The organism is Enterobacter cloacae complex sp. 397G4 (assembly GCF_050031515.1).
GTDB lineage: Bacteria > Pseudomonadota > Gammaproteobacteria > Enterobacterales > Enterobacteriaceae > Enterobacter > Enterobacter hormaechei_C.
In genome coordinates, this window is record NZ_JBLGWE010000001.1 from 1,852,645 (window position 1) to 1,878,541 (window position 25,897).

At 55.0% G+C, this 25,897-nt stretch carries 25 protein-coding genes; 22 read left to right on the top strand and 3 right to left on the bottom strand.

Annotation, left to right across the window (positions count from 1 at the left end):
- Nucleotides 1-23: 23 nt before the first annotated feature.
- Nucleotides 24-3,140 carry a ribonuclease E gene (gene rne, locus ACQG1Y_RS08780; protein ID WP_047057621.1) on the bottom strand — a complete coding sequence of 1,039 codons (3,117 nt, stop codon included), beginning with the start codon at nt 3,138-3,140 and terminating at the stop codon, nt 24-26.
- A gap of 570 nt (nt 3,141-3,710) precedes the next feature.
- Between rne and rluC the strand changes: the two genes are divergently transcribed.
- Nucleotides 3,711-4,658, top strand: a complete 948-nt coding sequence (rluC, locus tag ACQG1Y_RS08785; protein ID WP_003857970.1) for a 23S rRNA pseudouridine(955/2504/2580) synthase RluC — start codon at nt 3,711-3,713, stop codon at nt 4,656-4,658.
- Nucleotides 4,659-4,735: 77 nt separating this feature from the next.
- Here rluC and ACQG1Y_RS08790 read toward each other — a convergent pair whose 3' ends face one another.
- Nucleotides 4,736-5,320 (bottom strand): Maf family protein, encoded by a 585-nt coding sequence (locus tag ACQG1Y_RS08790; protein WP_017693639.1) that lies wholly within the window; start codon nt 5,318-5,320, stop codon nt 4,736-4,738.
- A 140-nt stretch (nt 5,321-5,460) separates the two neighbouring features.
- Between ACQG1Y_RS08790 and yceD the strand changes: the two genes are divergently transcribed.
- From yceD to ptsG, 14 genes are all read left to right on the top strand, one after another.
- Nucleotides 5,461-5,982: a 23S rRNA accumulation protein YceD gene (gene yceD, locus ACQG1Y_RS08795; RefSeq protein WP_003857966.1), complete on the top strand. Its 522-nt coding sequence runs from the start codon at nt 5,461-5,463 to the stop codon at nt 5,980-5,982.
- A 16-nt stretch (nt 5,983-5,998) separates the two neighbouring features.
- Entirely contained in the window at nt 5,999-6,172 is a 174-nt protein-coding gene (gene rpmF, locus ACQG1Y_RS08800; RefSeq protein ID WP_003857964.1) for a 50S ribosomal protein L32, read from the top strand.
- A gap of 81 nt (nt 6,173-6,253) precedes the next feature.
- Complete coding sequence (gene plsX / locus ACQG1Y_RS08805; RefSeq protein WP_017693638.1) at nt 6,254-7,288, top strand: phosphate acyltransferase PlsX; 1,035 nt, start codon at nt 6,254-6,256, stop codon at nt 7,286-7,288.
- 6 nt (nt 7,289-7,294) lie between these two features.
- Nucleotides 7,295-8,248 (top strand): beta-ketoacyl-ACP synthase III, encoded by a 954-nt coding sequence (locus tag ACQG1Y_RS08810; RefSeq protein WP_017384725.1) that lies wholly within the window; start codon nt 7,295-7,297, stop codon nt 8,246-8,248.
- A gap of 15 nt (nt 8,249-8,263) precedes the next feature.
- The gene (gene fabD / locus ACQG1Y_RS08815) at nt 8,264-9,193 is read left to right on the top strand and encodes an ACP S-malonyltransferase (protein ID WP_015570824.1); all 930 of its coding nucleotides are present in this window, start codon (nt 8,264-8,266) and stop codon (nt 9,191-9,193) included.
- 12 nt (nt 9,194-9,205) lie between these two features.
- Nucleotides 9,206-9,940: a 3-oxoacyl-ACP reductase FabG gene (gene fabG / locus ACQG1Y_RS08820; protein WP_003857956.1), complete on the top strand. Its 735-nt coding sequence runs from the start codon at nt 9,206-9,208 to the stop codon at nt 9,938-9,940.
- A 154-nt stretch (nt 9,941-10,094) separates the two neighbouring features.
- Nucleotides 10,095-10,331, top strand: coding sequence for an acyl carrier protein (acpP, locus tag ACQG1Y_RS08825; protein ID WP_003857954.1), 237 nt, complete (start codon nt 10,095-10,097; stop codon nt 10,329-10,331).
- A 91-nt stretch (nt 10,332-10,422) separates the two neighbouring features.
- Nucleotides 10,423-11,664 carry a beta-ketoacyl-ACP synthase II gene (fabF, locus tag ACQG1Y_RS08830; protein WP_032104090.1) on the top strand — a complete coding sequence of 414 codons (1,242 nt, stop codon included), beginning with the start codon at nt 10,423-10,425 and terminating at the stop codon, nt 11,662-11,664.
- 121 nt (nt 11,665-11,785) lie between these two features.
- On the top strand, nt 11,786-12,595 hold the full coding sequence (gene pabC / locus ACQG1Y_RS08835) for an aminodeoxychorismate lyase (RefSeq protein WP_368740927.1): 810 nt from the start codon (nt 11,786-11,788) through the stop codon (nt 12,593-12,595).
- A gap of 2 nt (nt 12,596-12,597) precedes the next feature.
- Nucleotides 12,598-13,620 carry a cell division protein YceG gene (gene yceG / locus ACQG1Y_RS08840; protein ID WP_265187898.1) on the top strand — a complete coding sequence of 341 codons (1,023 nt, stop codon included), beginning with the start codon at nt 12,598-12,600 and terminating at the stop codon, nt 13,618-13,620.
- Nucleotides 13,610-14,251 carry a dTMP kinase gene (gene tmk / locus ACQG1Y_RS08845; RefSeq protein ID WP_003857946.1) on the top strand — a complete coding sequence of 214 codons (642 nt, stop codon included), beginning with the start codon at nt 13,610-13,612 and terminating at the stop codon, nt 14,249-14,251. The genes yceG and tmk overlap by 11 nt, the downstream gene beginning before the upstream one ends.
- On the top strand, nt 14,248-15,252 hold the full coding sequence (gene holB / locus ACQG1Y_RS08850) for a DNA polymerase III subunit delta' (RefSeq protein ID WP_015570820.1): 1,005 nt from the start codon (nt 14,248-14,250) through the stop codon (nt 15,250-15,252). Before tmk ends, holB begins: the two co-directional genes overlap by 4 nt.
- A gap of 10 nt (nt 15,253-15,262) precedes the next feature.
- Entirely contained in the window at nt 15,263-16,057 is a 795-nt protein-coding gene (locus ACQG1Y_RS08855) for a metal-dependent hydrolase (protein WP_368740926.1), read from the top strand.
- Nucleotides 16,058-16,354: 297 nt separating this feature from the next.
- Complete coding sequence (ptsG, locus tag ACQG1Y_RS08860) at nt 16,355-17,788, top strand: PTS glucose transporter subunit IIBC (RefSeq protein WP_003857942.1); 1,434 nt, start codon at nt 16,355-16,357, stop codon at nt 17,786-17,788.
- A gap of 140 nt (nt 17,789-17,928) precedes the next feature.
- On the opposite strand, the gene fhuE is transcribed toward ptsG, so the two are convergent.
- Nucleotides 17,929-20,118 (bottom strand): ferric-rhodotorulic acid/ferric-coprogen receptor FhuE, encoded by a 2,190-nt coding sequence (gene fhuE / locus ACQG1Y_RS08865; protein ID WP_017693635.1) that lies wholly within the window; start codon nt 20,116-20,118, stop codon nt 17,929-17,931.
- A gap of 353 nt (nt 20,119-20,471) precedes the next feature.
- Between fhuE and hinT the strand changes: the two genes are divergently transcribed.
- The 7 genes from hinT to ACQG1Y_RS08900 all read left to right on the top strand — a co-directional run bounded on the left by hinT (nt 20,472) and on the right by ACQG1Y_RS08900 (nt 25,822).
- Nucleotides 20,472-20,831: a purine nucleoside phosphoramidase gene (hinT, locus tag ACQG1Y_RS08870; protein ID WP_006809243.1), complete on the top strand. Its 360-nt coding sequence runs from the start codon at nt 20,472-20,474 to the stop codon at nt 20,829-20,831.
- 1 nt (nt 20,832) lies between these two features.
- Entirely contained in the window at nt 20,833-21,207 is a 375-nt protein-coding gene (locus tag ACQG1Y_RS08875) for a YcfL family protein (RefSeq protein WP_003857939.1), read from the top strand.
- Between the two features lie 13 nt (nt 21,208-21,220).
- Complete coding sequence (gene lpoB / locus ACQG1Y_RS08880; RefSeq protein WP_085929697.1) at nt 21,221-21,865, top strand: penicillin-binding protein activator LpoB; 645 nt, start codon at nt 21,221-21,223, stop codon at nt 21,863-21,865.
- Entirely contained in the window at nt 21,846-22,670 is an 825-nt protein-coding gene (gene thiK / locus ACQG1Y_RS08885) for a thiamine kinase (protein WP_032670940.1), read from the top strand. Before lpoB ends, thiK begins: the two co-directional genes overlap by 20 nt.
- Nucleotides 22,671-22,681: 11 nt before the next feature.
- On the top strand, nt 22,682-23,707 hold the full coding sequence (gene nagZ / locus ACQG1Y_RS08890) for a beta-N-acetylhexosaminidase (RefSeq protein WP_368740496.1): 1,026 nt from the start codon (nt 22,682-22,684) through the stop codon (nt 23,705-23,707).
- Nucleotides 23,708-23,738: 31 nt separating this feature from the next.
- Nucleotides 23,739-24,281 (top strand): alpha/beta hydrolase YcfP, encoded by a 543-nt coding sequence (ycfP, locus tag ACQG1Y_RS08895; protein ID WP_006809239.1) that lies wholly within the window; start codon nt 23,739-23,741, stop codon nt 24,279-24,281.
- A 236-nt stretch (nt 24,282-24,517) separates the two neighbouring features.
- Nucleotides 24,518-25,822, top strand: coding sequence for an NAD(P)/FAD-dependent oxidoreductase (locus ACQG1Y_RS08900; RefSeq protein WP_017693633.1), 1,305 nt, complete (start codon nt 24,518-24,520; stop codon nt 25,820-25,822).
- Nucleotides 25,823-25,897 lie beyond the last annotated feature (75 nt).

Sequence of the window (25,897 nt, forward strand, 5' to 3'; positions counted from 1 at the left end):
TCGGCTTTCAGTCTTAGCGTGCGTTATTCAACAGGCTGAGGACGAGTAGCTGGCGCAGTAGCCATATGCGTTGCACTGTGACCACCGGCAGCACCTTTGCCTTCGAAGTTGAATGCCGGACGAACCCAGTCGCTATGGCGTGGCGCTTCAGGTACATACTCAGGTGCCGGGGCGCGAGTCATCGGCGCGGTAGCAACGTGAGCAGGCGCTGGAGCGGCAACGACCTCAACCGGCTCGGATTTCACTTCAGCCTCTTTGACCTCTTCGACAACAGGCTCAACCTGAATCTCGACGTCCTGAACAACCTCTTCCGTCACCGTTTCGACGGCAACGTCTGCGGGCTCTTCTGCTGCGGAGACTGGTTCAGCTTCCTCCGCGACTTCTTCAGCCACCACGGTATCTTCTTCGGCAATGATCTGCGGGGCGGCATCAACCGGCGCAGCAATCACTTCAGGATGGGTCGTTTCCACTTCCACAGCCTGCGGTGCCGCCGTGTCAACAACCTGCGGTTCAACCACGGTTGCCGCTTCAGTCACGACGTCTTCCACCGCTGCTACCGGTGCAATCACCTCTTCGGTCACAGCCTGTTCTTCAACAGCCTGCTCCGGGCGAGCAACCGGATAACGGATCCAGACTTTACCGGATGCCATCTCAGGTGACGCGCACGCCACGGTCAGCGGCATTGGCGACTGAGTCGGGTAACGCTCGTCACGGTAGCGACGACGACGCTGGCCGCTCACGCGCAGGTGACGCGGAGAACGACGGGAGCGACGCGGCATACCTGCGTTGTCACGGTTTTCGCTGCTTTCGTCCTGCTCAACCTGATTTTCCACTACGGCTGGTAGGTCAACTTTTGCAACCTGGGTACCCGTTGTGCTTTCTGCTGTTTCAACCGCGATAATGTCGTTTTCTTCCGTCTGAACAGCACCCACACGTACTTTCTGGGTCAGCTGACGCTGCTTACGACGCGGCATAACCTGAGTACGCTCTTCCTGCTCCGTGTCCTGCTGTTCAACAGGCGCTTCGCGGTTCAGGTTTTTGACTTCCTGCTGGGCCTGGCGTTTCTCGTCGTTACGACGACGGTTACGCTCGCGGCGAGGTTGCTGCTCGTCACGCTGTTTGCTCTTCTCGGACTCATCGCCCGCCTGCTGGCGAATCTCACGATCTTCAACGTTCTGCTGTTGCTTCTCGCGACGGTTGCGACGGTTGTCCTCGCGTTGTTCACGACCTTCGTTGTTCTCGGAACGATTATCACGGCGCTCGTTACGATCGCTACGGTCGTTGCGGTCATTACGATCGCGACGATTGTTCTGACGCTTACGACGGTCCTGCTGACGCTCTGGTTTCGCTTCTTTTGGCGCTTCTTTCGGCTGCTCAGGCTGAACTTCTTCGCCAGCAAACATTTTTTTCAACGCGCCGAAGATGCGGCTCAGGAGACCCGGCTGCTCAGGTTGCGCTTTTGGCGCGGCAGGGGCCGCCTTTTGCACGGCAGGTTTTGCCGCTGGTTTTTCCAGCGTCGCTTCCGGCGGGGCTTCCGGCATGATGAAGGTTGCTAATGCAGGCTGCTCAGGCAGTTTACGCTCGGCAGGCTCTTCATCCGATGGCAGCGCCATTTCTTCTTCATGCAGCTTCGGTAGCAGGTAGCTGAGGGTGCTTGTCTCTTCGCCTTTACGCACGCGCAGCACGTGATAGTGCGGGGTTTGCATCTCGTCGTTTGGCACGATGATGCAGCGAACACCGCCCTGACGCGCTTCAATTGCGCTTACCGCTGCACGTTTTTCGTTCAGCAGGTAGGAGGCAATCGGCACCGGAACGATGGCGTGAACCTCTTTGGTGTTCTCTTTCAGCGCTTCTTCTTCAATCAGACGCAGAATAGAGAGGGAGAGCGATTCATTGTCACGCACGGTACCCGTACCGGAACAGCGCGGGCAGACGTGATGGCTGGACTCGCCGAGTGACGGGCTCAGACGCTGACGGGACATTTCCAGCAGGCCGAAGCGCGAGATATGGCTAATCTGGATACGTGCGCGATCCTGGCGCACCGCTTCACGCAGACGGTTTTCAACCGCACGCTGGTGGCGAACCGGGGTCATGTCGATGAAGTCGATAACAATCAGACCACCCAGGTCGCGCAGGCGGAGCTGGCGGGCGATTTCATCAGCGGCTTCAAGGTTGGTGTTGAAGGCGGTCTCTTCGATGTCGCCGCCACGGGTTGCACGCGCGGAGTTGATGTCGATAGCGGTCAGCGCTTCGGTGGTATCAATTACGATAGAACCGCCGGACGGCAGACGCACTTCACGCTGGAAGGCAGACTCGATCTGGGATTCAATCTGATAGTGGCTGAACAGCGGGATTTCACCGGTGTACAGTTTAATTTTGCTGGTGAAATCCGGGCGACCCAGCGCGGCGATGTGCTGGCGAGCCAGCTCAAGCACTTTCGGGTTATCAATCAGAATTTCACCGATGTCCTGACGTAGATAATCACGGAAGGCACGCACAATAACGTTGCTTTCCTGGTGGATCAGGAACGGAGCAGGACGGCTCTCAGCCGCTTTCTTGATGGCTTCCCAGTGCTTCAGACGGAAGCTCAGGTCCCACTGCAACGCTTCGGCAGATTTGCCGACGCCTGCGGTGCGCACGATAAGGCCCATGCCGTCTGGCAGCTCGAGACTTGCCAGCGCTTCTTTCAGCTCGGTACGGTCATCGCCTTCGATACGGCGAGAGATGCCACCCGCACGCGGGTTGTTTGGCATCAATACCAGATAGCTTCCTGCCAGGCTGATAAAGGTGGTCAGTGCGGCACCTTTGTTGCCACGCTCTTCTTTATCGATCTGGACGATAACTTCCTGACCTTCACGCAGAACATCTTTAATGTTCGGACGGCCATGGGAGTTGTAGTTTGCAGGAAAATATTCGCGGGCGATTTCTTTGAGAGGAAGGAAACCGTGACGCTCAGCACCGTAATCGACAAATGCAGCTTCAAGGCTTGGTTCAATGCGGGTGATTTTGCCTTTGTAAATGTTCGCTTTTTTCTGTTCGTGTCCAGGACTTTCGATATCCAGATCGTACAGGCGCTGCCCATCCACAAGGGCGACACGCAACTCTTCTTGCTGAGTTGCGTTGATTAACATTCTTTTCATCGTAACTTACTCGTTATTCTTACATTGACGACAAAGCTGCGGGCAAGGTGACGCTTTCCGGGGTATGAACCGATGGCCTCGTGTCTATTCACGTCGCCAACCTCACGGTTGTCGCTCGCTTAAGAGGCGCAGAGTGTCGGTTGCCTGTGTTTCATACGGAAACACAGCGCAATTATCAGGGGAATTGCCTGGGAAAACTCTCCAGAGAACAATCCTTATACCGGGAAGTACTGCAACCCGCAGCCCGCTAACTGCCTGAAAGATCAATACGTCTTACGCCATTGCTGCGTGGATGATCGGTCAGACAAAATTGGTCATTCCGTCGACATCCTTACAAAACCCGGATTTAACGCGGAAAACGGATTCATTATTCCACTGCTCGCCGGGTTATAGCAAGATGACTTTTACCAATTATCACCCGGTTACTCACAGTTTCTTCACTTCAAGGGGGTGATTGGTTTAATAACCACCAAATCGATTGCGCGAAAGGGGAGTGGTCCGGATAAAAGTAAATATAAGCATAGAAAAATGAGTGGCGCTAATGTCTGACGCTATTTAGAATCGCCAACCATGAAAACAGAGACTCCAGCCGTAAAAATGGTTGCCATCGCCGACGACGAGGCGGGGCAACGTATCGATAATTTTTTGCGCACCCAGTTGAAGGGCGTGCCAAAAAGTATGATTTATCGCATCTTGCGTAAGGGCGAGGTGCGGGTGAACAAAAAACGCGTGAAGCCAGAGTATAAGCTCGAGGCGGGCGATGAAGTCCGGATTCCACCGGTACGTGTTGCAGAGCGTGAAGAAGAGGTCGTTTCTCCGAAGCTGCAAAAAGTCGCGGCCCTGAGCGACGTTATCCTTTATGAGGACGACCACATTCTGGTGCTGAATAAACCGTCCGGAACGGCGGTACACGGGGGGAGCGGTCTGAGCTTCGGCGTGATTGAAGGGTTACGCGCGCTGCGCCCGGAAGCGCGTTTCCTCGAACTGGTTCACCGTCTTGACCGCGATACCTCTGGCGTGCTGCTGGTGGCGAAAAAACGTTCTGCGCTGCGTTCTTTGCACGAGCAACTTCGTGAAAAAGGGATGCAGAAAGATTACCTGGCGCTGGTTCGCGGCCAGTGGCAGTCCCACGTGAAAGTGGTGCAGGCGCCGCTGCTGAAAAATATTCTGCAAAGCGGCGAGCGCATTGTTCGTGTTAATCAGGAAGGGAAACCGTCTGAGACGCGCTTTAAAGTTGAAGAGCGCTACGAATTCGCCACGCTGGTGCGCTGTAGTCCGGTGACGGGGCGTACCCACCAGATTCGCGTCCATACCCAGTTTGCGGGCCATCCGATTGCGTTTGATGACCGCTATGGCGATCGCGAATTTGATAAGCAGCTGGCGGGAACAGGGCTGTCGCGTCTGTTCCTGCACGCGGCAGCGCTGAAATTTACCCATCCTAATACCGGCGAAGTTATCCGTATTGAAGCGCCGCTGGATGAGCAGCTCAAACGCTGTCTGAAAGTTCTGCGCGGCTGATTTTGTGCCGGGTGGCGCTGCGCTTACCCGGCCAACATGTTTTTCTCCCTCTCCCTGTGAGCATCAGGCCGCAACGGTCACATCGTCAGCGGATTACACTCTTCTCGCCTTAACATCTGGCACAGCGCAATCAGCGGCAACCCCACCAGCGTGTTGGGATCGCGGCCATCGAGCTTGTCGAACAACGCAATCCCTAGTCCTTCACTTTTAAAGCTCCCTGCACAGTTCAGCGGACGTTCCCGACGCACATAATCCATAATCTCCTGCTCGCTAAGATGACGGAAGTGCACATCAAACGGCTCGCACTCGGTTTGCAGATGACCGGAAGCCGAATTATAAAGCGCCAGGCCGGTATAAAAGGTCACGATACCGCCTCGCGCACGCAACAGCTGCTGGCAGGCGTTTTCTTCCGTATGCGGTTTGCCGGTGATTTCGCCGTCCAGCACACAAACCTGATCGGAGCCTATAATCAGATGTGCGGGGTAACGTACGGCCAGCGACTGTGCTTTCTCTTTCGCGAGACGGGTCACCAGATGACGCGGTGACTCGCCCGGCTGTGGCGTTTCATCCACCTCCGGCGCAGCGCATTCAAACGGGATCCCGAGCTTTTCCAGCAGCATTCGGCGATAAGGTGAAGTGGAAGCAAGGACGAGATTTGGCATATTTTTATCACCAGATATAGCGTATCGATGCCAGCCATTTTAAACTACAGGCCGCAATGTGTGCGAATAATTGGCAAAAGGCAGCTCTGGTTGCCTTTTTCTTTGACTCTATGACGTTACAAAGTTAATATGCGCGCCCTATGCAAAAGGTAAAATTACCCCTGACTCTTGATCCGGTTCGTACGGCTCAAAAACGCCTCGATTACGAAGGAATCTATTCTTCCGATCAGGCTGAGCGTATTGCCGAATCTGTAGTCAGTGTGGACAGTGATGTAGAATGCTCCATGTCGTTCGCTATCGACAACCAGCGTCTCGCCGTGTTAACCGGTGATGCAAAGGTGACGGTAACGCTCGAATGTCAGCGTTGCGGGAAACCGTTTGTACAGCATGTTCACACAACGTATTGTTTTAGTCCGGTTCGTTCTGACGAACAGGCTGAAGCACTCCCGGAAGCATATGAGCCGATTGAGGTTAACGAATTCGGTGAAATCGATCTTCTGGCGCTGGTTGAAGATGAAGTCATCCTCTCCCTGCCAGTCGTTCCGGTGCATGATTCTGAACACTGTGAAGTGTCCGAGGCGGACATGGTCTTTGGGGAACTGCCTGATGAAGCGCAAAAACCAAACCCATTTGCCGTATTAGCCAGCTTAAAGCGTAAGTAATTGAGGAGTAAGGTCCATGGCCGTACAACAGAATAAACCAACCCGTTCCAAACGTGGCATGCGTCGTTCCCATGACGCGCTGACCGCAGTTACCAGCCTGTCTGTAGACAAGACTTCTGGTGAGAAACACCTGCGTCACCACATCACCGCTGACGGTTTCTACCGCGGCCGCAAGGTTATCACTAAGTAATCACGCGTCAGCGTGATTAGGCTTAGTGAGGAACTTCCCCGTGCAAACGGGGAGTTTACCGAACCAGGCTGCGACGATACCTTGACACGTCTAACCCTGGCGTTAGATGTCATGGGGGGAGATTTTGGCCCTACCGTGACAGTGCCTGCAGCATTGCAGGCACTGAATTCTAATTCGCAACTCACACTTCTTTTAGTCGGTAATCCCGACACAATCACGCCATTACTTGCAAAAGCTGACTTTGAACAACGTTCGCGTCTGCAGATTATTCCTGCGCAGTCAGTTATTGCCAGTGATGCCCGGCCATCGCAGGCTATTCGTAATAGCCGTGGCAGCTCTATGCGAATGGCGCTGGAGCTGGTGAAAGAAGGGCGAGCGCAGGCTTGCGTCAGCGCGGGAAATACTGGCGCGCTGATGGGGCTGTCGAAATTATTGCTCAAGCCGATTGAGGGCATTGAGCGTCCGGCGCTGGTGACGGTATTACCGCATCAGCAGAAGGGCAAAACGGTGGTGCTGGATCTGGGCGCTAACGTGGATTGTGATAGTACAATGCTGGCTCAGTTTGCCGTTATGGGGTCGGTGCTGGCTGAAGACGTGGTCGGGATTAACAATCCCCGCGTTGCTTTACTGAATATTGGTGAAGAAGAGACTAAAGGCCTGGACAGTATCCGCGACGCTGCGGAAATACTCAAACAGGTCCCCTCCATCAACTATATTGGTTATCTCGAAGCCAATGAGTTGCTGACGGGCAAAACGGATGTATTAGTGTGTGATGGCTTCACCGGAAACGTGACGTTGAAGACCATGGAAGGGGTCGTACGAATGTTCCTTTCTCTGCTGAAATCGCAGGGAGAAGGTAAAAAAAGGTCCTGGTGGCTGATTTTATTAAAGCGTTGGTTACAAAAAAGCCTGACGCGGCGATTCAGTCACCTCAACCCCGACCAGTATAATGGCGCCTGTCTGTTAGGATTGCGCGGCATCGTGATTAAGAGTCATGGCGCCGCCAATCAGCGAGCATTTACCGTCGCGATTGAACAGGCAGTGCAGGCGGTGCAGCGTCAAGTCCCTCAGAGGATTGCCGCTCGCCTGGGATCTGTATTAGCTAAAAGTGACTGAGCGTACATGTATACGAAGATTTTAGGTACCGGCAGCTACCTGCCAAAACAAGTGCGTACCAACGCCGATCTTGAAAAAATGGTAGATACGTCTGACGAGTGGATTGTCACGCGCACAGGTATCCGTGAACGTCGTATCGCCGCGCCAGACGAAACTGTGTCCACCATGGGCTACGAAGCCGCTCAGCGAGCGCTTGAGATGGCTGGCATTGATAAAGAACAGATCGGGCTTATTGTGGTGGCGACAACCTCTGCCACGCATGCCTTCCCAAGCGCAGCGTGCCAGGTGCAGAACATGCTCGGCATCAAAGGCTGTCCGGCATTTGATGTTGCAGCAGCGTGCGCGGGGTTCACTTATGCGCTGAGCATCGCCGATCAGTATGTAAAATCGGGCGCCGTAAAATATGCGCTGGTGATCGGCGCTGATGTGCTGGCGCGTACCTGCGATCCAACCGATCGCGGCACGATCATTATTTTTGGCGATGGCGCGGGCGCGGTGCTGCTGGGGCAGTCCGAAGAGCCGGGCATCATCTCCACGCACCTGCATGCCGATGGCCGCTACGGCGAGCTGTTAACGCTGCCTAACGCCGATCGCGTTAATCCTGATAACTCCATTTACCTCACCATGGCAGGTAATGAAGTATTCAAGGTGGCGGTGACTGAGCTTGCGCATATTGTCGATGAGACGCTGGAAGCCAATAACCTTGAACGCACCGCACTCGACTGGCTGGTGCCGCATCAGGCGAACCTGCGTATCATCAGCGCGACGGCGAAGAAGCTGGGCATGTCTATGGATAACGTTGTGGTGACGCTTGATCGCCACGGCAACACCTCTGCGGCATCGGTACCGTGCGCATTTGACGAAGCGGTACGCGATGGACGAATTAAACGGGGCCAACTGGTCTTGCTTGAAGCCTTTGGTGGCGGGTTCACCTGGGGTTCCGCGCTGGTTCGTTTCTAGGATAAGGATTAAAAAATGACGCAATTTGCTTTTGTGTTCCCGGGACAGGGCTCGCAAACTGTTGGGATGTTGTCTGAAATGGCAGCAAACTATCCGGTTATTGAAGAGACTTTCCGTGAAGCCTCTGACGCGCTGGGTTATGATCTGTGGGCGCTGACCCAACAGGGCCCCGCTGAAGAGCTGAACAAAACCTGGCAGACTCAACCGGCACTGCTGGCAGCCTCCGTCGCATTGTGGCGCGTATGGCAGCAGCAGGGCGGCAAAGCGCCGACGCTGATGGCGGGTCATAGCCTGGGTGAATACTCTGCGCTGGTCTGCGCAGGGGTGATTGCCTTCGCTGACGCGGTACGCCTGGTTGAATTGCGTGGTAAATTCATGCAGGAAGCGGTGCCAGAGGGCACGGGCGGCATGTCTGCCATCATCGGTCTGGATGATGCGTCTATCGCTAAAGCCTGTGAAGAATCTGCTGAAGGTCAGGTCGTTTCTCCGGTAAACTTTAACTCGCCAGGCCAGGTGGTTATCGCGGGTCATAAAGAAGCGGTTGAGCGTGCAGGCGCTGCCTGTAAAGCTGCGGGCGCAAAACGTGCACTGCCCCTGCCGGTGAGCGTGCCGTCTCACTGCGCGCTGATGAAGCCCGCTGCCGATAAGCTGGCGGTTGAGCTGGAAAAAATGACCTTTAACGCACCGACGATTTCCGTTGTGAATAACGTCGATGTGCAGTGCGAAACCGCGCCGGAGGCTATCCGTAACGCGCTGGTTCGCCAGCTCTACAGCCCGGTTCAGTGGACTAAAACCGTTGAATTTATGGCGTCTCAGGGCGTTGAACATCTGTATGAAGTTGGTCCAGGTAAGGTACTTACCGGTCTGACAAAACGTATTGTAGACACCCTGACTGCCTCGGCGATTAACGAGCCGGAAGCCATGAAAGCGGCACTCTCGCAATAAAAGAGGAATACCATGAGTTTTGAAGGAAAAATTGCCCTGGTGACCGGCGCAAGCCGCGGTATTGGGCGCGCTATTGCTGAAACACTGGTTGCGCGCGGCGCGACGGTGATCGGGACTGCGACCAGTGAGAATGGCGCACAGGCCATCAGCGACTATCTGGGTGCGAACGGTAAAGGTCTGGTACTGAATGTGACTGAACCAGCATCTATCGAATCTGTTCTGGAAAATATTCGCGCAGAGTTTGGCGAAGTGGATATTCTGGTCAATAATGCCGGGATCACTCGCGACAACCTGCTGATGCGAATGAAAGACGACGAGTGGAACGATATTATCGAAACCAACCTGTCATCTGTATTCCGTCTGTCAAAAGCGGTAATGCGCGCTATGATGAAAAAGCGTCATGGTCGTATTATCACTGTAGGTTCTGTGGTTGGTACCATGGGAAATGCTGGTCAGGCTAACTACGCTGCGGCGAAAGCAGGTCTGATCGGTTTCAGTAAGTCGCTGGCGCGTGAAGTCGCGTCCCGCGGAATTACTGTAAACGTTGTTGCTCCGGGCTTTATTGAAACGGACATGACGCGTGCGCTGACTGATGAGCAGCGTGCGGGTACGCTGGCGGCAGTTCCGGCGGGTCGTCTTGGCGACCCTAAAGAAATCGCCAGCGCGGTTGCATTTTTAGCCTCTGACGAAGCGGGTTACATCACTGGTGAAACCCTCCACGTCAACGGCGGGATGTACATGGTTTAATCACGATCGAAAATATTTGCGTTATTTGGGCAAATGGCCTCAAAATAACGTAAAATCGTGGTAAGACCTGCCGGGATTTAGTTGCAAATTTTTCAACATTTTATACACTACGAAAACCATCGCGAAAGCGAGTTTTGATAGGAAATTTAAGAGTATGAGCACTATCGAAGAACGCGTTAAGAAAATTATCGGCGAACAGCTGGGCGTTAAGCAGGAAGAAGTTGTGAACTCCGCTTCCTTTGTTGAAGACCTGGGCGCAGATTCTCTTGACACCGTTGAGCTGGTAATGGCTCTGGAAGAAGAGTTTGATACTGAGATTCCGGACGAAGAAGCTGAGAAAATCACCACCGTTCAGGCTGCCATTGATTACATCAACGGTCACCAGGCGTAAGTGAACATCTCCAGGCGGTCATTCGACCGCCTGAGTTTTATCTTTTGTTGTCCCACGAATCTCTTTTTTTATCCCTCCCTGGAGGACAAGCGTGTCTAAGCGTCGTGTAGTTGTGACCGGACTTGGCATGTTGTCTCCTGTCGGCAATACCGTAGAGTCCACCTGGAAAGCTCTCCTTGCCGGTCAGAGCGGCATCAGCCTAATCGACCATTTCGATACTAGCGCCTATGCAACGAAATTTGCTGGCTTAGTAAAGGATTTTAACTGTGAAGAGATCATCTCGCGCAAAGAACAGCGCAAGATGGATGCCTTCATTCAATATGGAATTGTCGCTGGCGTTCAGGCCATGCAGGATTCTGGCCTTGAGATTACGGAAGAGAACGCGACCCGTATCGGCGCCGCTATCGGCTCCGGGATTGGCGGTCTTGGTCTGATTGAAGAAAACCATACATCTTTGATGAATGGCGGCCCGCGTAAAATCAGCCCGTTCTTCGTTCCGTCTACGATTGTCAACATGGTGGCAGGTCACCTGACCATTATGTTCGGCCTGCGTGGCCCAAGCATCTCAATCGCGACAGCCTGTACGTCTGGCGTGCATAACATCGGCCAGGCCGCGCGTATCATTGCGTACGGCGATGCAGATGCTATGGTTGCGGGCGGCGCTGAAAAAGCCAGTACCCCGCTGGGCGTCGGTGGCTTCGGTGCAGCGCGTGCGCTCTCTACCCGAAACGATAATCCGCAGGCGGCGAGCCGTCCGTGGGATAAAGACCGTGACGGTTTCGTACTGGGTGACGGTGCAGGCATGATCGTACTGGAAGAGTACGAACACGCGAAAAAACGTGGCGCGAAAATTTATGCTGAAGTTGTTGGCTTTGGCATGAGCAGCGATGCTTATCACATGACGTCTCCTCCAGAGAACGGCGCAGGCGCTGCGCTGGCGATGGAAAACGCCATTCGCGATGCGGGCATTACGCCGGCACAGATTGGCTACGTTAACGCGCATGGGACGTCTACCCCTGCGGGCGATAAAGCAGAAGCGCAGGCTGTTAAGTCTATCTTCGGCGAATCTGCCGGCCGCGTAATGGTAAGCTCCACGAAATCCATGACCGGTCACCTGCTGGGTGCTGCGGGGGCAGTAGAGTCAATCTATTCTATTCTCGCGCTGCGCGATCAGGCTGTACCGCCAACCATCAACCTGGATAATCCGGATGAAGGTTGCGATCTGGACTTCGTTCCTCACGAAGCGCGCCAGGTTAGCGGTATGGAGTATACCCTGTGTAACTCCTTCGGCTTCGGTGGAACTAACGGTTCTCTGATCTTCAAAAAGGTCTGAGTCTGGTTAGTCGCTGACGATAAAAAAAGGTCCGCTTGCCGGGCCTTTTTTATTAGGTGAAATCCCCTTGTCCGGCTGCTCACATCCTGCCAGACTGAGCCTCCACGCATAAGGAGCCACCATGTTTTTAATTAATGGCCTTGAGCAAGACACGCTGCCGGCAAGCGACAGGGCGACCCAGTTTGGCGATGGCTGTTTCACGACTGCGCGTATTCTCGACGGTGGCGTGTGTCTGCTCGGGGCCCATATCCTTCGTTTACAAAAAGCCTGCGAAGCATTACTGATCCCCTTCTCGCAGTGGGACATTCTTGAAAGTGAAATGCGTCGGCTGGCGTCAGATAAAGCAAGCGGCGTCCTGAAAGTCATTATTAGCCGCGGGAGCGGTGGCCGGGGCTATAGCGGTTCTGCCTGTCTGCATCCTACGCGGATCCTTTCCGTTTCAGATTATCCTTCCCATTATGCGCACTGGCGTGAAGAGGGCGTAGCCATGGCGTTAAGTCCGGTACGTCTGGGGCGAAACCCGATGCTCGCTGGCATAAAACATCTCAACCGCCTTGAACAGGTGCTTATTCGTACTCATCTTGAGCAGACGGAGGCCGGGGAGGCGCTGGTTCTTGACAGCGAAGGGTACATTACGGAATGCTGTGCGGCTAATTTACTCTGGCGGAAGGGCAGTGACGTGTTCACGCCTTCGCTGGAGCAGGCCGGCGTCAACGGCATTATGCGGCAGTTTTGTCTGCACCAGCTGGCACGCGCAGGCTTTCGCGTTGTCGAAGTCAACGCTAAGGAAGAGGCGCTGCTGTCTGCCGATGAAGTCGTAATCTGCAATGCGCTGATGCCCGTTGTCCCCGTTCGCGCTTATGGCCGCAAATGCTGGTCATCCCGCGAGCTGTTCCAGTTTCTGGCCCCGTTATGTGAGCAAACCAGGTAGTCATGAAGAAAATGTTACGCTTTGTCCTCCTTCTTATCGTTGCGTTCGGTATCGCTGGCGGAGCGGGAGTGTGGAAAGTCCGTCAGCTGGCGGAGAGTCAGATCCTGATAAAAGACGAGACGATTTTTACCCTGAAAGCGGGGACCGGGCGGCAGGCGCTTGGTCAGCAGCTGTATGACGACAAAATTATCAATCGCCCACGCGTATTCCAGTGGCTGCTGCGTATTGAACCGGACCTGTCCCATTTCAAGGCCGGCACCTATCGCTTTACCCCTGGCATGACCGTGCGCGAGATGCTGCAACTGCTGGAGAGTGGTAAAGAAGCCCAGTTCCCGCTGCGTTTTGTGGAAGGTATGCGTCTGAGCGATTACCTCAGGCAGCTGCGGGACGCGCCATACATTAAGCATACGCTGAAAGATGACCGCTACCAGACCGTGGCAGACGCCTTAAAATTCGAACATCCCGAGTGGGTGGAAGGCTGGTTCTGGCCCGATACGTGGATGTATACGGCAGGCACGACGGATGTGGCCATTCTGAAGCGCGCGCACAACAAAATGGTCGCGGCGGTAGACGCTGCCTGGAAAGGGCGAGCAGAGGGCCTGCCTTATAAAGATCAAAACCAGTTCATGACGATGGCCTCGATCATCGAGAAAGAGACGGCCGTTGCTGCCGAACGTGACCAGGTTGCCTCGGTGTTTATTAACCGTCTGCGCATCGGCATGCGTTTGCAAACCGATCCTACCGTCATCTACGGCATGGGCGAAAACTTCAACGGCAGGATTTCCAGAAAAGATCTGGAGACGCCAACGGCGTATAATACCTACGTGATTAGCGGCCTGCCGCCTGGACCGATTGCGACGCCGAGTGAAGCATCGTTGAAGGCCGCCGCGCACCCGGCCAAAACGCCGTATCTCTATTTTGTGGCTGACGGAAAAGGGGGGCATACGTTTAATACCAACCTGGCCAGCCACAATCGCTCCGTTCAGGACTATCTGAAGGCACTTAAGGAAAAAAATGCGCAGTAAATACATTGTCATTGAGGGACTCGAAGGGGCGGGCAAAACCACCGCCCGTAACGTGGTGGTGGATACGCTTACGTCGCTTGGCGTCGCCGACATGGTCTTCACCCGCGAGCCGGGCGGTACGCAGCTGGCGGAAAAACTGCGCAGCCTGGTTCTGGATATCAAATCCGTTGGCGATGAAGTTATTACCGACAAAGCGGAAGTGCTGATGTTCTATGCGGCGCGCGTTCAGCTGGTGGAGACGGTGATCAAACCCGCTCTGGCAGAAGGGAAATGGGTGATTGGCGATCGCCACGATCTCTCAACCCAGGCGTATCAGGGCGGTGGCCGGGGTATCGACCAGACCATGCTGGCTACGCTTCGCGACGCGGTTCTGGGCGATTTCCGTCCTGACCTGACGCTGTATCTGGACGTGACCCCTGAGGTGGGCCTGAAGCGCGCCCGTGCCCGCGGCGAACTGGACCGCATTGAGCAGGAGTCTTTTGATTTCTTTAACCGCACCCGTGCGCGTTATCTGGAACTGGCCGGGCAGGACAAGACCATTCGTACCATCGATGCGACGCAATCCCTTGAAGACGTTACGCGTGATATTCAGCAGACCGTTACGCAGTGGCTACAGGAGCAGCAGGCATGAAATGGTATCCATGGTTGCGCCCACACTTTGAACAGCTGATCGGCAGCTATCAGGTTGGTCGGGGGCATCATGCGTTACTGATCCAGGCGCTGCCGGGAATGGGTGATGATGCGTTGATTTACGCCATCACCCGCTTTCTGATGTGCCAACAGCCGGAAGGACATAAAAGCTGCGGTAAATGCCGGGGTTGCCAGCTTATGCAGGCGGGCACGCATCCTGACTATTACACCCTCGAACCCGAGAAGGGCAAAAATACGCTCGGTATCGACGCGGTGCGTGAGGTCAGTGAGAAACTGTACGAATATGCGCGTCTGGGGGGGGCGAAAGTGGTGTGGCTGAAAGACGCCGCGCTGCTCACGGAAGCCGCAGCCAACGCCCTGTTAAAAACCCTGGAAGAGCCGCCAGAGAATACCTGGTTTTTCCTCTCCTGCCGCGAGCCGGAACGCTTGCTGGCGACGCTGCGCAGTCGCTGCCGTCTTCACCACCTCGCTGTCCCTCAGGAATCCTGGGCGCTCGCCTGGCTTGAGCGAGAAGTGACGGTGTCACAAGATGCGGCGCGCTCGGCGTTGCGCCTGTGCAGCGGTGCGCCTGCGGCTGCGCTGGCCTTATTGCAGCCGGAAGTGTGGTCCCAGCGTGAAACGCTATGTCGTGCGGTTGAATCAGCCCTCGACAGCCATGACTGGCTGAGCGTGCTGCCAGCGCTGAACAGCGATCAGGCACCGGAACGGCTGCACTGGCTGGCCGCGCTGCTGCTGGATGCGCTCAAAATCCAGCAGGGGGCGACGCTTCTGACTAACCCTGACGTGTGGGCGCTGGTCACCACGCTGGCGAATCGCCTGTCAGGGCAGTCGCTGCACGCTATCCTTCATGATATCTGCCAGAGTCGTGAACAACTTTTGACGGTAACCGGTCTCAATCGCGAGCTTTTACTGACCGACCAGTTACTGCGTATCGAACACTACCTGCAACCGGGCGTCATACCGCCGGTTTCCCACCTCTGAGAGAGACGTTATGTTTTTAGTCGACTCACACTGCCATCTTGATGGCCTGGATTATCAGTCCCTGCATAAAAATGTGGACGACGTGCTGGCGAAAGCCGCCGCCCGCAATGTGAAATTTTGCCTGGCCGTGGCGACCACGTTGCCGGGTTACCGCGCCATGCGTGAACTGGTAGGCGAGCGCGATAATGTCGTCTTCTCCTGCGGCGTGCATCCGCTGAATCAGGATGAAGCGTACGACGTTGAGGATTTACGCCGTCTTGCCGCAGAAGAGGGCGTAGTGGCGATGGGCGAGACCGGTCTCGACTATTTCTACACCCCGGAAACGAAACCTCGCCAGCAGGAATCCTTCCGCAACCACATCCGTATTGGCCGTGAACTGAATAAGCCGGTTATCGTTCATACCCGCGATGCGCGCGCCGACACGCTGGCGATCCTGCGGGAAGAAAAGGTGACGGATTGCGGTGGCGTACTACACTGTTTCACTGAAGACAGAGAAACGGCGGGTAAGCTGCTTGATTTAGGTTTTTATATCTCGTTCTCGGGGATTGTAACGTTCCGGAATGCTGAGCAACTGCGTGATGCGGCGCGATATGTTCCGCTGGATCGTATTCTGGTGGAAACCGATTCCCCGTACCTGGCACCGGTGCCTCATCGCGGCAAAGAAAATCAGCCAGCGATGACCCGGGATGTCGCTGAGTATATGGCCGTTCTGAAAGGTGTCAGTATTGAAGAGCTGGCTCGCGTGACAACGGAAAACTTCGCCAGTCTGTTCCATATCGACCCCGCCCGCCTGCAATCTGTTTGATACGCCTGTTATTTTTAGGCTCGTAATTAATAAGTAAAACGAGTAAAGTTCACCGCCTCATTTGGGGCGGTGATGGCGTTTTTAGACACATCCAGACATGCTTTATGTAAATATCTGCAAGTTTTTTGGCCGTCTTGAACTGAAACGTGATAGCCGTCAAACAAACTCAGAGGGAATTATTTTACTCTGTGTAATAAATAAAGGGCGCTTAGATGTCCTGTCCACGGCGCGGTACTCCCCCCGGGCCAATGCGTGAAAACGTAAAAAAAGCACAAATACTCAGGAGCACTCTCAATTATGTTTAAGAATGCATTTGCTAACCTGCAAAAGGTCGGTAAATCGCTGATGCTGCCAGTATCCGTACTGCCTATCGCAGGTATCCTGCTGGGTGTCGGTTCTGCAAACTTCAGCTGGCTGCCAGCCGTAGTTTCCCACGTGATGGCCGAAGCAGGCGGTTCTGTTTTTGCTAACATGCCGCTGATCTTCGCTATCGGTGTTGCTCTGGGCTTCACCAATAACGACGGTGTATCCGCGCTGGCGTCCGTTGTTGCTTACGGCATCATGGTGAAAACCATGGCTGTGGTTGCGCCGCTGGTACTGCATTTACCTGCTGAAGAGATTGCCGCTAAGCATCTGGCGGACACCGGTGTTCTCGGTGGTATCATCTCCGGTGCGATTGCAGCGTATATGTTTAACCGCTTCTATCGCATCAAGCTGCCTGAGTATCTGGGCTTCTTCGCGGGTAAACGTTTTGTGCCGATCATTTCTGGTCTGGCCGCGATTTTCACCGGTGTGGTTCTGTCTTTCATCTGGCCACCAATCGGTACGGCAATCCAGACCTTCTCTCAGTGGGCGGCTTACCAGAACCCGGTTGTGGCGTTCGGTATCTACGGCTTCATTGAGCGCTGCCTGGTACCATTTGGTCTGCACCACATCTGGAACGTTCCATTCCAGATGCAGATTGGTGAATACACCAACGCAGCAGGCCAGGTGTTCCACGGCGACATCCCACGCTACATGGCGGGTGACCCAACGGCAGGTAAACTGTCTGGTGGCTTCCTGTTCAAAATGTACGGTCTGCCGGCCGCCGCAATTGCGATCTGGCACTCTGCTAAACCAGAGAACCGTGCAAAAGTGGGCGGTATCATGATCTCCGCAGCGCTGACCTCGTTCCTGACCGGTATCACCGAGCCGATCGAGTTCTCCTTCATGTTCGTTGCGCCGATCCTGTACATCATCCACGCGGTACTGGCAGGTCTGGCATTCCCAATCTGTATCCTGCTGGGTATGCGTGACGGTACGTCCTTCTCTCACGGTCTGATCGACTTCATCGTTCTGTCCGGTAACAGCAGCAAGCTGTGGCTGTTCCCAATTGTGGGTGCGGGCTACGCAGTGGTGTACTACACCGTCTTCCGCGTGCTGATCAAAGCACTGGACCTGAAAACGCCGGGTCGTGAAGATGCAACGGAAGACAGCAAAGCCGGTGCGACCAGCGAAATGGCGCCTGCTCTGGTAGCTGCCTTCGGTGGTAAAGAGAACATCACTAACCTGGACGCGTGTATCACTCGTCTGCGTGTGAGTGTTGCCGACGTTGCGAAAGTAGACCAGCCGGGTCTGAAAAAACTGGGCGCAGCGGGCGTCGTTGTTGCAGGTTCTGGTGTTCAGGCAATCTTCGGTACGAAATCCGATAACCTGAAAACCGAAATGGATGAGTACATCCGCAACAACTAAGCTGTGACCTGGGGAGACTAAGGCAGCCGAATGGCTGCCTTTTTTATTACTGCGGTTTGTGGTGCCGGGTGGCGCTGCGCCTTACCCGGCCTACGTGATGGGTAGGCCCGGTAAGCGCAGCGCCACCGGGCTTCTGTCACTCAGAAGTCGTAGCTCGCGCTCACCGAGACGTTCAGCGGCGCGCCATACACTACATAAGAGCCGACGTAATCGTAATACTCTTTGTCGAACAGGTTGTTGACGTTCGCCTGCACCGCAAAATCTTTGGTGACCTGATAACGGCTGAACAGGTTCACCAGCCCATAGCTGCCTTGCTCCGCGCGGGAACGTCCTGCCGGGCCACCTTCCACGTCCGTCCACACTTTGTTCTGCCAGTTTACGCCACCGCCCACGGTCAGTTCCGGCAGCATTGGCAACTGATAGCGGGTGAAGAGCTTCATGGTTGTGCGCGGCTGATCGGAGCTGACGGCGTTGCCATTCTTATCTTCTGCGATGTAACGCGTCGCGCCGAAGGTCAGCTGCCAGTTATCGGTCAGGGCACCGTTGAGCTCGAACTCGACCCCTTTGCTGACCACCCCGTCCAGCGATTCATAGATCGACTCACCGCTCGGCATGTAGGTATAGGTGTTGCTGGCGACGTTATCCTGCTCAATGCGGAAAATCGCCAGCGAGGTGGTGAGGCGGGTATTAAACCAGTCCGCCTTCACCCCGGCTTCGTAGCTTTTACCCGTGGTAGGGTCAAGATAACGTCCGCTGGCATCGCGCTTATCCTGCGGCTGGAAGATAGAGGTATAGCTGACGTAGGTCGACCAGTCCTCATTGATGTCATACACCAGGCCGGCGTACGGCGTGACATCATCTTTGGTGCTTTCCAGACGGGTATTCGGCGATCCTGCCGGGTTATAACGAATGTTATATTGGGTGTAGCGCGCGCCCAGGATCAGGTGCAGCGGATCGGCCAGCGAGAAACGAGCCGACGAATAGGCTGAAGACTGGCGAATATCATCCTTGCTGTAGAGTTTCCACGGCGTCCACTGGGGATCGGCGATGTTCCCGTTCCAGTTCTTAAAGTTGCCGACATCAACCATGCCGTATACCGCATCCGGCATGGAGTTGTCGTAATGGTTACGCTGACGGCTGAAGCTGCCGCCGAACATCATTTCGTGCTGACGGCCAAAGAGATCGAAGCCGCCGCGCAGGAAGGCGTCAACCGCATCCTGTTTACGTTCCCCACGGTTCCAGCCGCCGTAACCCACCAGGCCCGCACCGGTCTCTTTATCCGGATAGCCGGACATATACATCAGTTTGGAGTCGAAGTTGGTTTCAGCGTGCATACCGTTGATGTGCGCTTCCCAGCCATTATCGAAACGCTGAGTCAGGTTAGCGAAGATGCGGGTGCTGTCTTTATCTGAATAAGCCCAGTCAGGTGCGACAGTCTGGCTGCGATTGTAGTGGGTCTTACTTCCGTCGCTGTACCAGGTCGGCAGCCCGCCCCAGGTTGGGTCGGCGGTATGGCTTTCCTGATACTCATACCCTACCGAGAGGGTGGTGCTGTCGGTGACATCCGCGTCCATCACACCGTAGAGGAATTTCTTCCGGTAGTGGTAGTTATCCACGAAGCTGTCGTTGTCCTGATAACCGGTAATCAGACGGCCCCGTACCTTACCTGACTCTACCAGCGGCGCCTGGAGATCCAGCACGTAGCGCTGCTTGTCCCAGCTGCCGTAGCTGGCGGAGACGTTACCTTTAAATTCCGGGCTGTCCGCGTGCTTACGCACCATATTAACGTACGCCGCCGGGTTGCCGGTGCCGGACATCAGGCCGGTGGCGCCGCGAACCACTTCGATGCGGTCATAAATCGCGGTATCCGCGGCGGTATCACCAAAGTTCCACACTTCACTGATGGAGGTTGGCAGGTCGTCATAGGCGTAGTTGCTGACGAAAAAGCCGCGTGAGTAAAACACGGTACGGTCGCTGTCCTGCACCTGGGCCGTAATGCCCGTGGTATTCGTCAGCACCTGTCCGATGGATTGCAGATTCTGGTCAGCCATACGTTGCTGGCTGATAACGCTGACGGACTGTGGGATGTCGCGGGGAACCAGCAACAGTTTGGTGCCGGTGGTGGTGGTTTTTACGCTGTAATCCTGATCCTGGCTGGCAGAAAGATCCTGTGTGTTGTCAAAACCCCCGTCTACGACGACGGTATCTTCGGTGGTTGAAGCAGCGAAAGCGGCGGTTGGCGTCAATGCCATAGCAATGCAGGCGGCCAGCAACGAAGGTGTTGCGGCAGGCTGATGTTGCCCATCCCTGGTGTGATTAATGAAAGACATCATCAAACCCTTAGTGAATGGTGAAGGTAATTCGCGACAGTCCCGCTAGCACGGGCTGACGTCGTTTTCTATGTTAAAAATGCGCATGAAAATGCAAATGCGAAATATACGCATTGTGATTAACGCTGTAAACAGATGTTTCGGAATGAACTGAAATAAGGTTTCAGAAAAGAAATGTCCTAAAGCGATGCCTCTTAAGCCAGATGGCGGACAATCAGGAAAGAAATCACGGGAGAAGGTTGAAAGGACAGGAGAAACTCGCTCATACTCTTGTCTTGTGTCACGCAGTAAATCAGACAATGTGTGTTAACAACGGACGCACGACGCCAGATTAAACTTAAAAGGAAAAGGTCATGGCTGAAGAAACGATTTTCAGTAAAATTATCCGCCGCGAAATTCCGTCGGATATTGTCTATCAGGATGAACTGGTCACGGCTTTCCGCGACATTTCTCCCCAGGCGCCGACGCACATCCTTATTATTCCCAATATTCTGATCCCGACCGTTAATGACGTTAAAACCGAGCATGAAGTGGCGCTGGGCCGTATGCTTACGGTAGCCGCGAAAATCGCAGAGCAGGAAGGGATTGCTGAAGACGGATACCGTCTGATCATGAACTGTAATCGCCATGGCGGCCAGGAAGTCTATCATATTCATATGCATCTGCTGGGTGGACGTCCACTGGGACCGATGCTGGCACATAAAGGTCTTTAATATGTTAACTGGGCGTATTGCAGCGCTGATCGTGACGCTGGTAATGGTTGGGTGCAGCGCGCGTCCCGCCATCCCGGTCAGTGAAGAACAGACGCTGGTGATGGAGTCCTCAGTGCTTGCTGCGGGCATCACGGCGGAGAAGCCTTCGCTGACCATAAGCGAAATCCAGTCTTCAGCCTCCTCTACGCTCTATAACGAAAGGCAAGAGCCAGTGACGGTGCATTATCGCTTCTACTGGTATGACGTGAGAGGTCTTGAGATGCACCCGCTTGAGGCGCCGCGCAGCGTGACCATCCCGGCAAGATCGTCAGTCACGCTCTACGGCAGCGCCAGCTATCTGGGTGCACATAAGGTGAGACTTTATCTTTATTTGTAAGGAGTGAACCTTGATTAAAACAATGAGCCGTTATGCGCTCCTGAGTGCTTTTGCACTCTTTCTGGCGGGTTGTGTGACGCGAACGGAAGAACCAGCACCGGTAGATCAGGCGAAGCCGGGAACGGAACAGCCAACAACGCCAGCGCAGCCTGTTCCAACCGTGCCGTCTGTACCGACCATTCCGGCGCAGCCTGGCCCGATCGAACATCCGGACGACACCGCACAGCCTGCGCCGCGAGTACGCCACTATGACTGGAACGGCGCAATGCAGCCGATGGTGGGCAAAATGTTGCAGGCACAGGGCGTTACGCCCGGCAGCGTGCTGCTGGTGGACAGCGTGAACAACCGTACAAACGGTTCCCTGAATGCGGGAGAAGCGACGGAAACCCTGCGCAACGCGCTGGCAAACAACGGTAAATTTACGCTGGTCTCAGCTCAGCAGCTCGCGGTCGCCAAGCAGCAGCTTGGTCTGTCGCCTCAGGACAGCCTGGGTTCGCGCAGTAAAGCGATTGGTATTGCCCGCAACGTTGGCGCGCAGTATGTCCTTTATTCTAACGCGACAGGCAACGTGAACACGCCGTCGTTGCAGATGCAGTTAATGCTGGTTCAGACCGGCGAAATTATCTGGTCAGGTAAAGGTGCCGTTACGCAACAATAAGCGCACGCGTCATGACGTCCTGACGCGTTATTTCCCTCAGTACCGTGTTATCGCGCCGCAAGCCCCCGCCGGGCTTGGCGGCGCGAGTTGCATTATTGAGCGTGGCGACCATCGGCTGGTTTTACGTCAGCATCACGATGCCGCCGCGCCTGCCTCCCATTTTCGTCGCCAGTTCCGCGCCCTGAAGCGCCTGCCCGCTGACCTTGCGCCACAACCTCATCTCTTTATCAGAGACTGGATGGCGGTGGCGTTTATTGCGGGTGAGATCAAAAGCGAGCTTCCCGATACGCCTGCGCTTGCAGCCATGCTGTATCATCTGCATCGCCAGCCGCGTCTGGGCTGGCGGGTAACGTTACTTCCTTTGCTGGATCACTACTGGCAGCAGGCTGCGCCTGGACGACGCACGCCCTACTGGCTGGCGCAGCTTAAGCGGCTACGCAGAGCGAGAGAGCCGCAGGCGTTACGTCTGGCGCCGCTGCATATGGATGTCCACGCGGGTAATATCGTTCATACCACGGCAGGCGAGAAACTTATCGACTGGGAATATGCCGGAGACGGTGACGTGGCGCTCGAACTCGCTGCGGTCTGGATGCCTGATGAGGCGTCGCGCGAGCAGCTGATAACCGCCTATGCCCGAAACGCCAACATCAATGCGCTCACCCTTGCGCGGCAGGTCGCGCGCTGGCGTCCGTGGGTGTTGATGCTGATGGCGGGATGGTTTGAAATGCGCCTTCAGCAGACAGATGACAAACAATTTATTGCGCTGGCAAATGATGCCTGGCGTCAGTTACAAACGAAAGGATAAGAGAGGTAGGTGTGGGTCCAGTAATGTTGGATGTCGAAGGGTTTGAGCTGGATGCGGAAGAGCGCGAAATTCTGGCGCATCCGCTGGTAGGGGGGCTGATTCTTTTCACCCGCAATTATCATGATCCGGAGCAGTTGCGTGAGCTGGTTCGCCAGATCCGTGCGGCGTCGCGCAATCACCTGGTGGTGGCCGTAGACCAGGAAGGTGGGCGTGTGCAGCGTTTCCGCGAAGGGTTTACCCATTTACCCGCCGCGCAATCTTTTGCTGCGCTGCTGGGGATCGAAGAGGGCGGTCAACTGGCGCAGGACGCCGGCTGGCTGATGGCCAGCGAGATGATCGCCATGGATATCGACATCAGCTTCGCCCCGGTGCTGGACGTAGGACACATTAGCGCGGCAATTGGTGAGCGTTCGTATCATGACGATCCGCGTATTGCGCTGGCAATGGCGACGCGCTTTATTGACGGTATGCATGCTGCGGGCATGAAAACCACCGGCAAACATTTCCCGGGCCACGGGGCGGTGACGGCGGATTCCCATAAAGAAACCCCGCGCGATCCGCGCCCGGAAGCAGACATTCGCGCCAAAGACATGTCGGTTTTCCGCTCGCTGATCGCTGATAACAAGCTGGATGCCATCATGCCTGCGCACGTCATCTACAGTGAGATCGATCCGCGTCCGGCCAGCGGCTCTCCGCACTGGCTGAAAACCGTGCTGCGTCAGGAATTAGGCTTCAATGGCGTAATTTTCTCTGACGATTTATCCATGGAAGGGGCGGCGATCATGGGAAGCTATGCCGAACGTGGGCAGGCTTCGCTGGATGCGGGTTGCGATATGATCCTCGTCTGCAATAATCGTAAAGGGGCGGTGAGCGTGCTGGATAACCTGTCGCCGATCAATGCTGAACGTGTTACACAATTGTATCATAAAGGTTCATTTAGTCGTCAGGAGCTGATGGACTCGGCGCGCTGGAAAACGGTAAACGCCCGGCTTGAAGCCCTGAACGAGCGCTGGCAGGCACATAAAGCAGCCCTTTAATTCATCCCGGAAGGCGTAGCGTGGTGAGACGATGATCATTTATTTACACGGTTTTGACTCAAACAGTCCTGGTAATCATGAGAAAGTGCTGCAATTGCAGTTTATCGATCCGGATGTCCGGCTGATCAGTTACAGCACACGTCATCCGAAGCATGACATGCAGCATCTGCTTAAAGAAGTGGATAAAATGTTGCAGCTCAATATCGACGATCGCCCGCTGATCTGCGGCGTGGGGTTAGGAGGATACTGGGCAGAGCGCATCGGTTTTTTGTGCGATATCCGTCAGGTCATTTTTAATCCTAACCTCTTTCCAAACGAAAACATGGAAGGCAAAATCGATCGCCCGGAGGAGTACGCCGACATCGCAACTAAATGCGTGAGCAATTTCCGTGAAAAGAACCGCGATCGGTGTCTGGTGATCCTCTCCCGCAACGATGAAGCGCTGAACAGCTCCCGCGCCGCCGAGCTTCTGCACCATTACTACGAAATTGTCTGGGACGAAGAGCAGACCCACAAGTTCAAAAACATTTCCCCGCACTTGCAGCGTATTAAAGCCTTTAAAACGCTGGGCTGATCTCCCTGAACCTGATAAAGGCCCGGTACGTGAAAGCGTACCGGGCCTCTTTTTTGTCAGAGTTGTCTACTTTTAAACCATCAAAACTTGATACATATCAATTTTGGTATGACCAATGCGCCTGACGTGCTATTCTCAATGAATCTGAATGGTTTCAGCGCAGTAACCTGTTGTTAATTAAGGGTTATTTATATAACTTTTAATTAACAATTGGTTAATAATTTGAGGGGGTCACGTTGACTACGCCATTGAAAAAGATAGTGATTGTCGGCGGTGGTGCTGGCGGACTGGAGCTGGCGACACAGCTGGGTAAGAAGCTGGGTCGCGGTAAGAAAGCCAAAATCACGCTGGTGGATCGTAACCACAGTCATCTGTGGAAGCCGTTACTGCACGAAGTGGCGACCGGGTCGCTGGATGAGGGCGTGGATGCGCTGAGCTATCTGGCGCATGCGCGTAACCACCATTTCCAGTTCCAGCTGGGTTCGGTGGTGGATATCAATCGTGAAAACAAAACCATCACGCTGGCTGAGCTGCGTGATGATAAAGGCGAGTTGCTGGTTCCTGAGCGCAAGCTGGCCTATGACACGCTGGTGATGGCCCTGGGCAGTACCTCCAATGATTTCAACACCCCAGGCGTAAAAGAGCACTGCATCTTCCTGGATAACCCGCATCAGGCGCGTCGTTTCCATCAGGAGATGCTTAACCTGTTCCTGAAGTACACCAACAACATGGGTGCTAACGGCAAGGTCAACATTGCTATCGTGGGCGGCGGCGCAACGGGCGTTGAATTATCGGCGGAGTTGCACAATGCGGTCAAACAGCTGCACAGCTACGGCTACAAAGGGCTGACTAACGAAGCGCTGAATGTGACGCTGGTGGAAGCAGGTGAACGTATTCTGCCTGCGCTGCCGCCGCGTATTTCCGGCGCGGCGCACAACGAGCTGACCAAACTGGGCGTGCGCGTGCTGACCCAGACCATGGTGACCAGCGCGGATGAGGGCGGCCTGCATACCAAAGACGGCGAATATATCCAGGCCGACCTGATGGTTTGGGCTGCGGGGATCAAAGCGCCTGATTTCATGAAAGATATCGGTGGGCTGGAGACGAACCGCATTAACCAGCTGGTGACAGAGCCGACGCTGCAAACCACGCGCGATCCGGACATCTTCGCCATTGGCGACTGTGCCTCCTGCGCACGTCCGGAAGGCGGATTTGTACCGCCTCGCGCTCAGGCCGCGCACCAGATGGCAAGCCTCGTGCTGCATAACATCCTGGCGCAGATGAAAGGCAAACCGATGAAAGCCTATGTCTACAAAGACCACGGCTCTCTGGTGTCGCTCTCAAACTTCTCCACCGTGGGCAGCCTGATGGGTAACCTGATGCGCGGCTCCATGATGGTGGAGGGGCGCATCGCCCGCTTCGTGTACATTTCTCTGTACCGTATGCACCAGATTGCGCTGCACGGCTACTTCAAAACCGGCCTGATGATGCTGGTTGGCCGCATCAACCGCGTGATCCGTCCACGCCTGAAGCTGCACTAATTTCTCTCTCCCTCCGGGCCCTCCGGAGGGAATTCTTAGCACATCATGCTGTGCATTTCCCTCCTGACGCTTAAG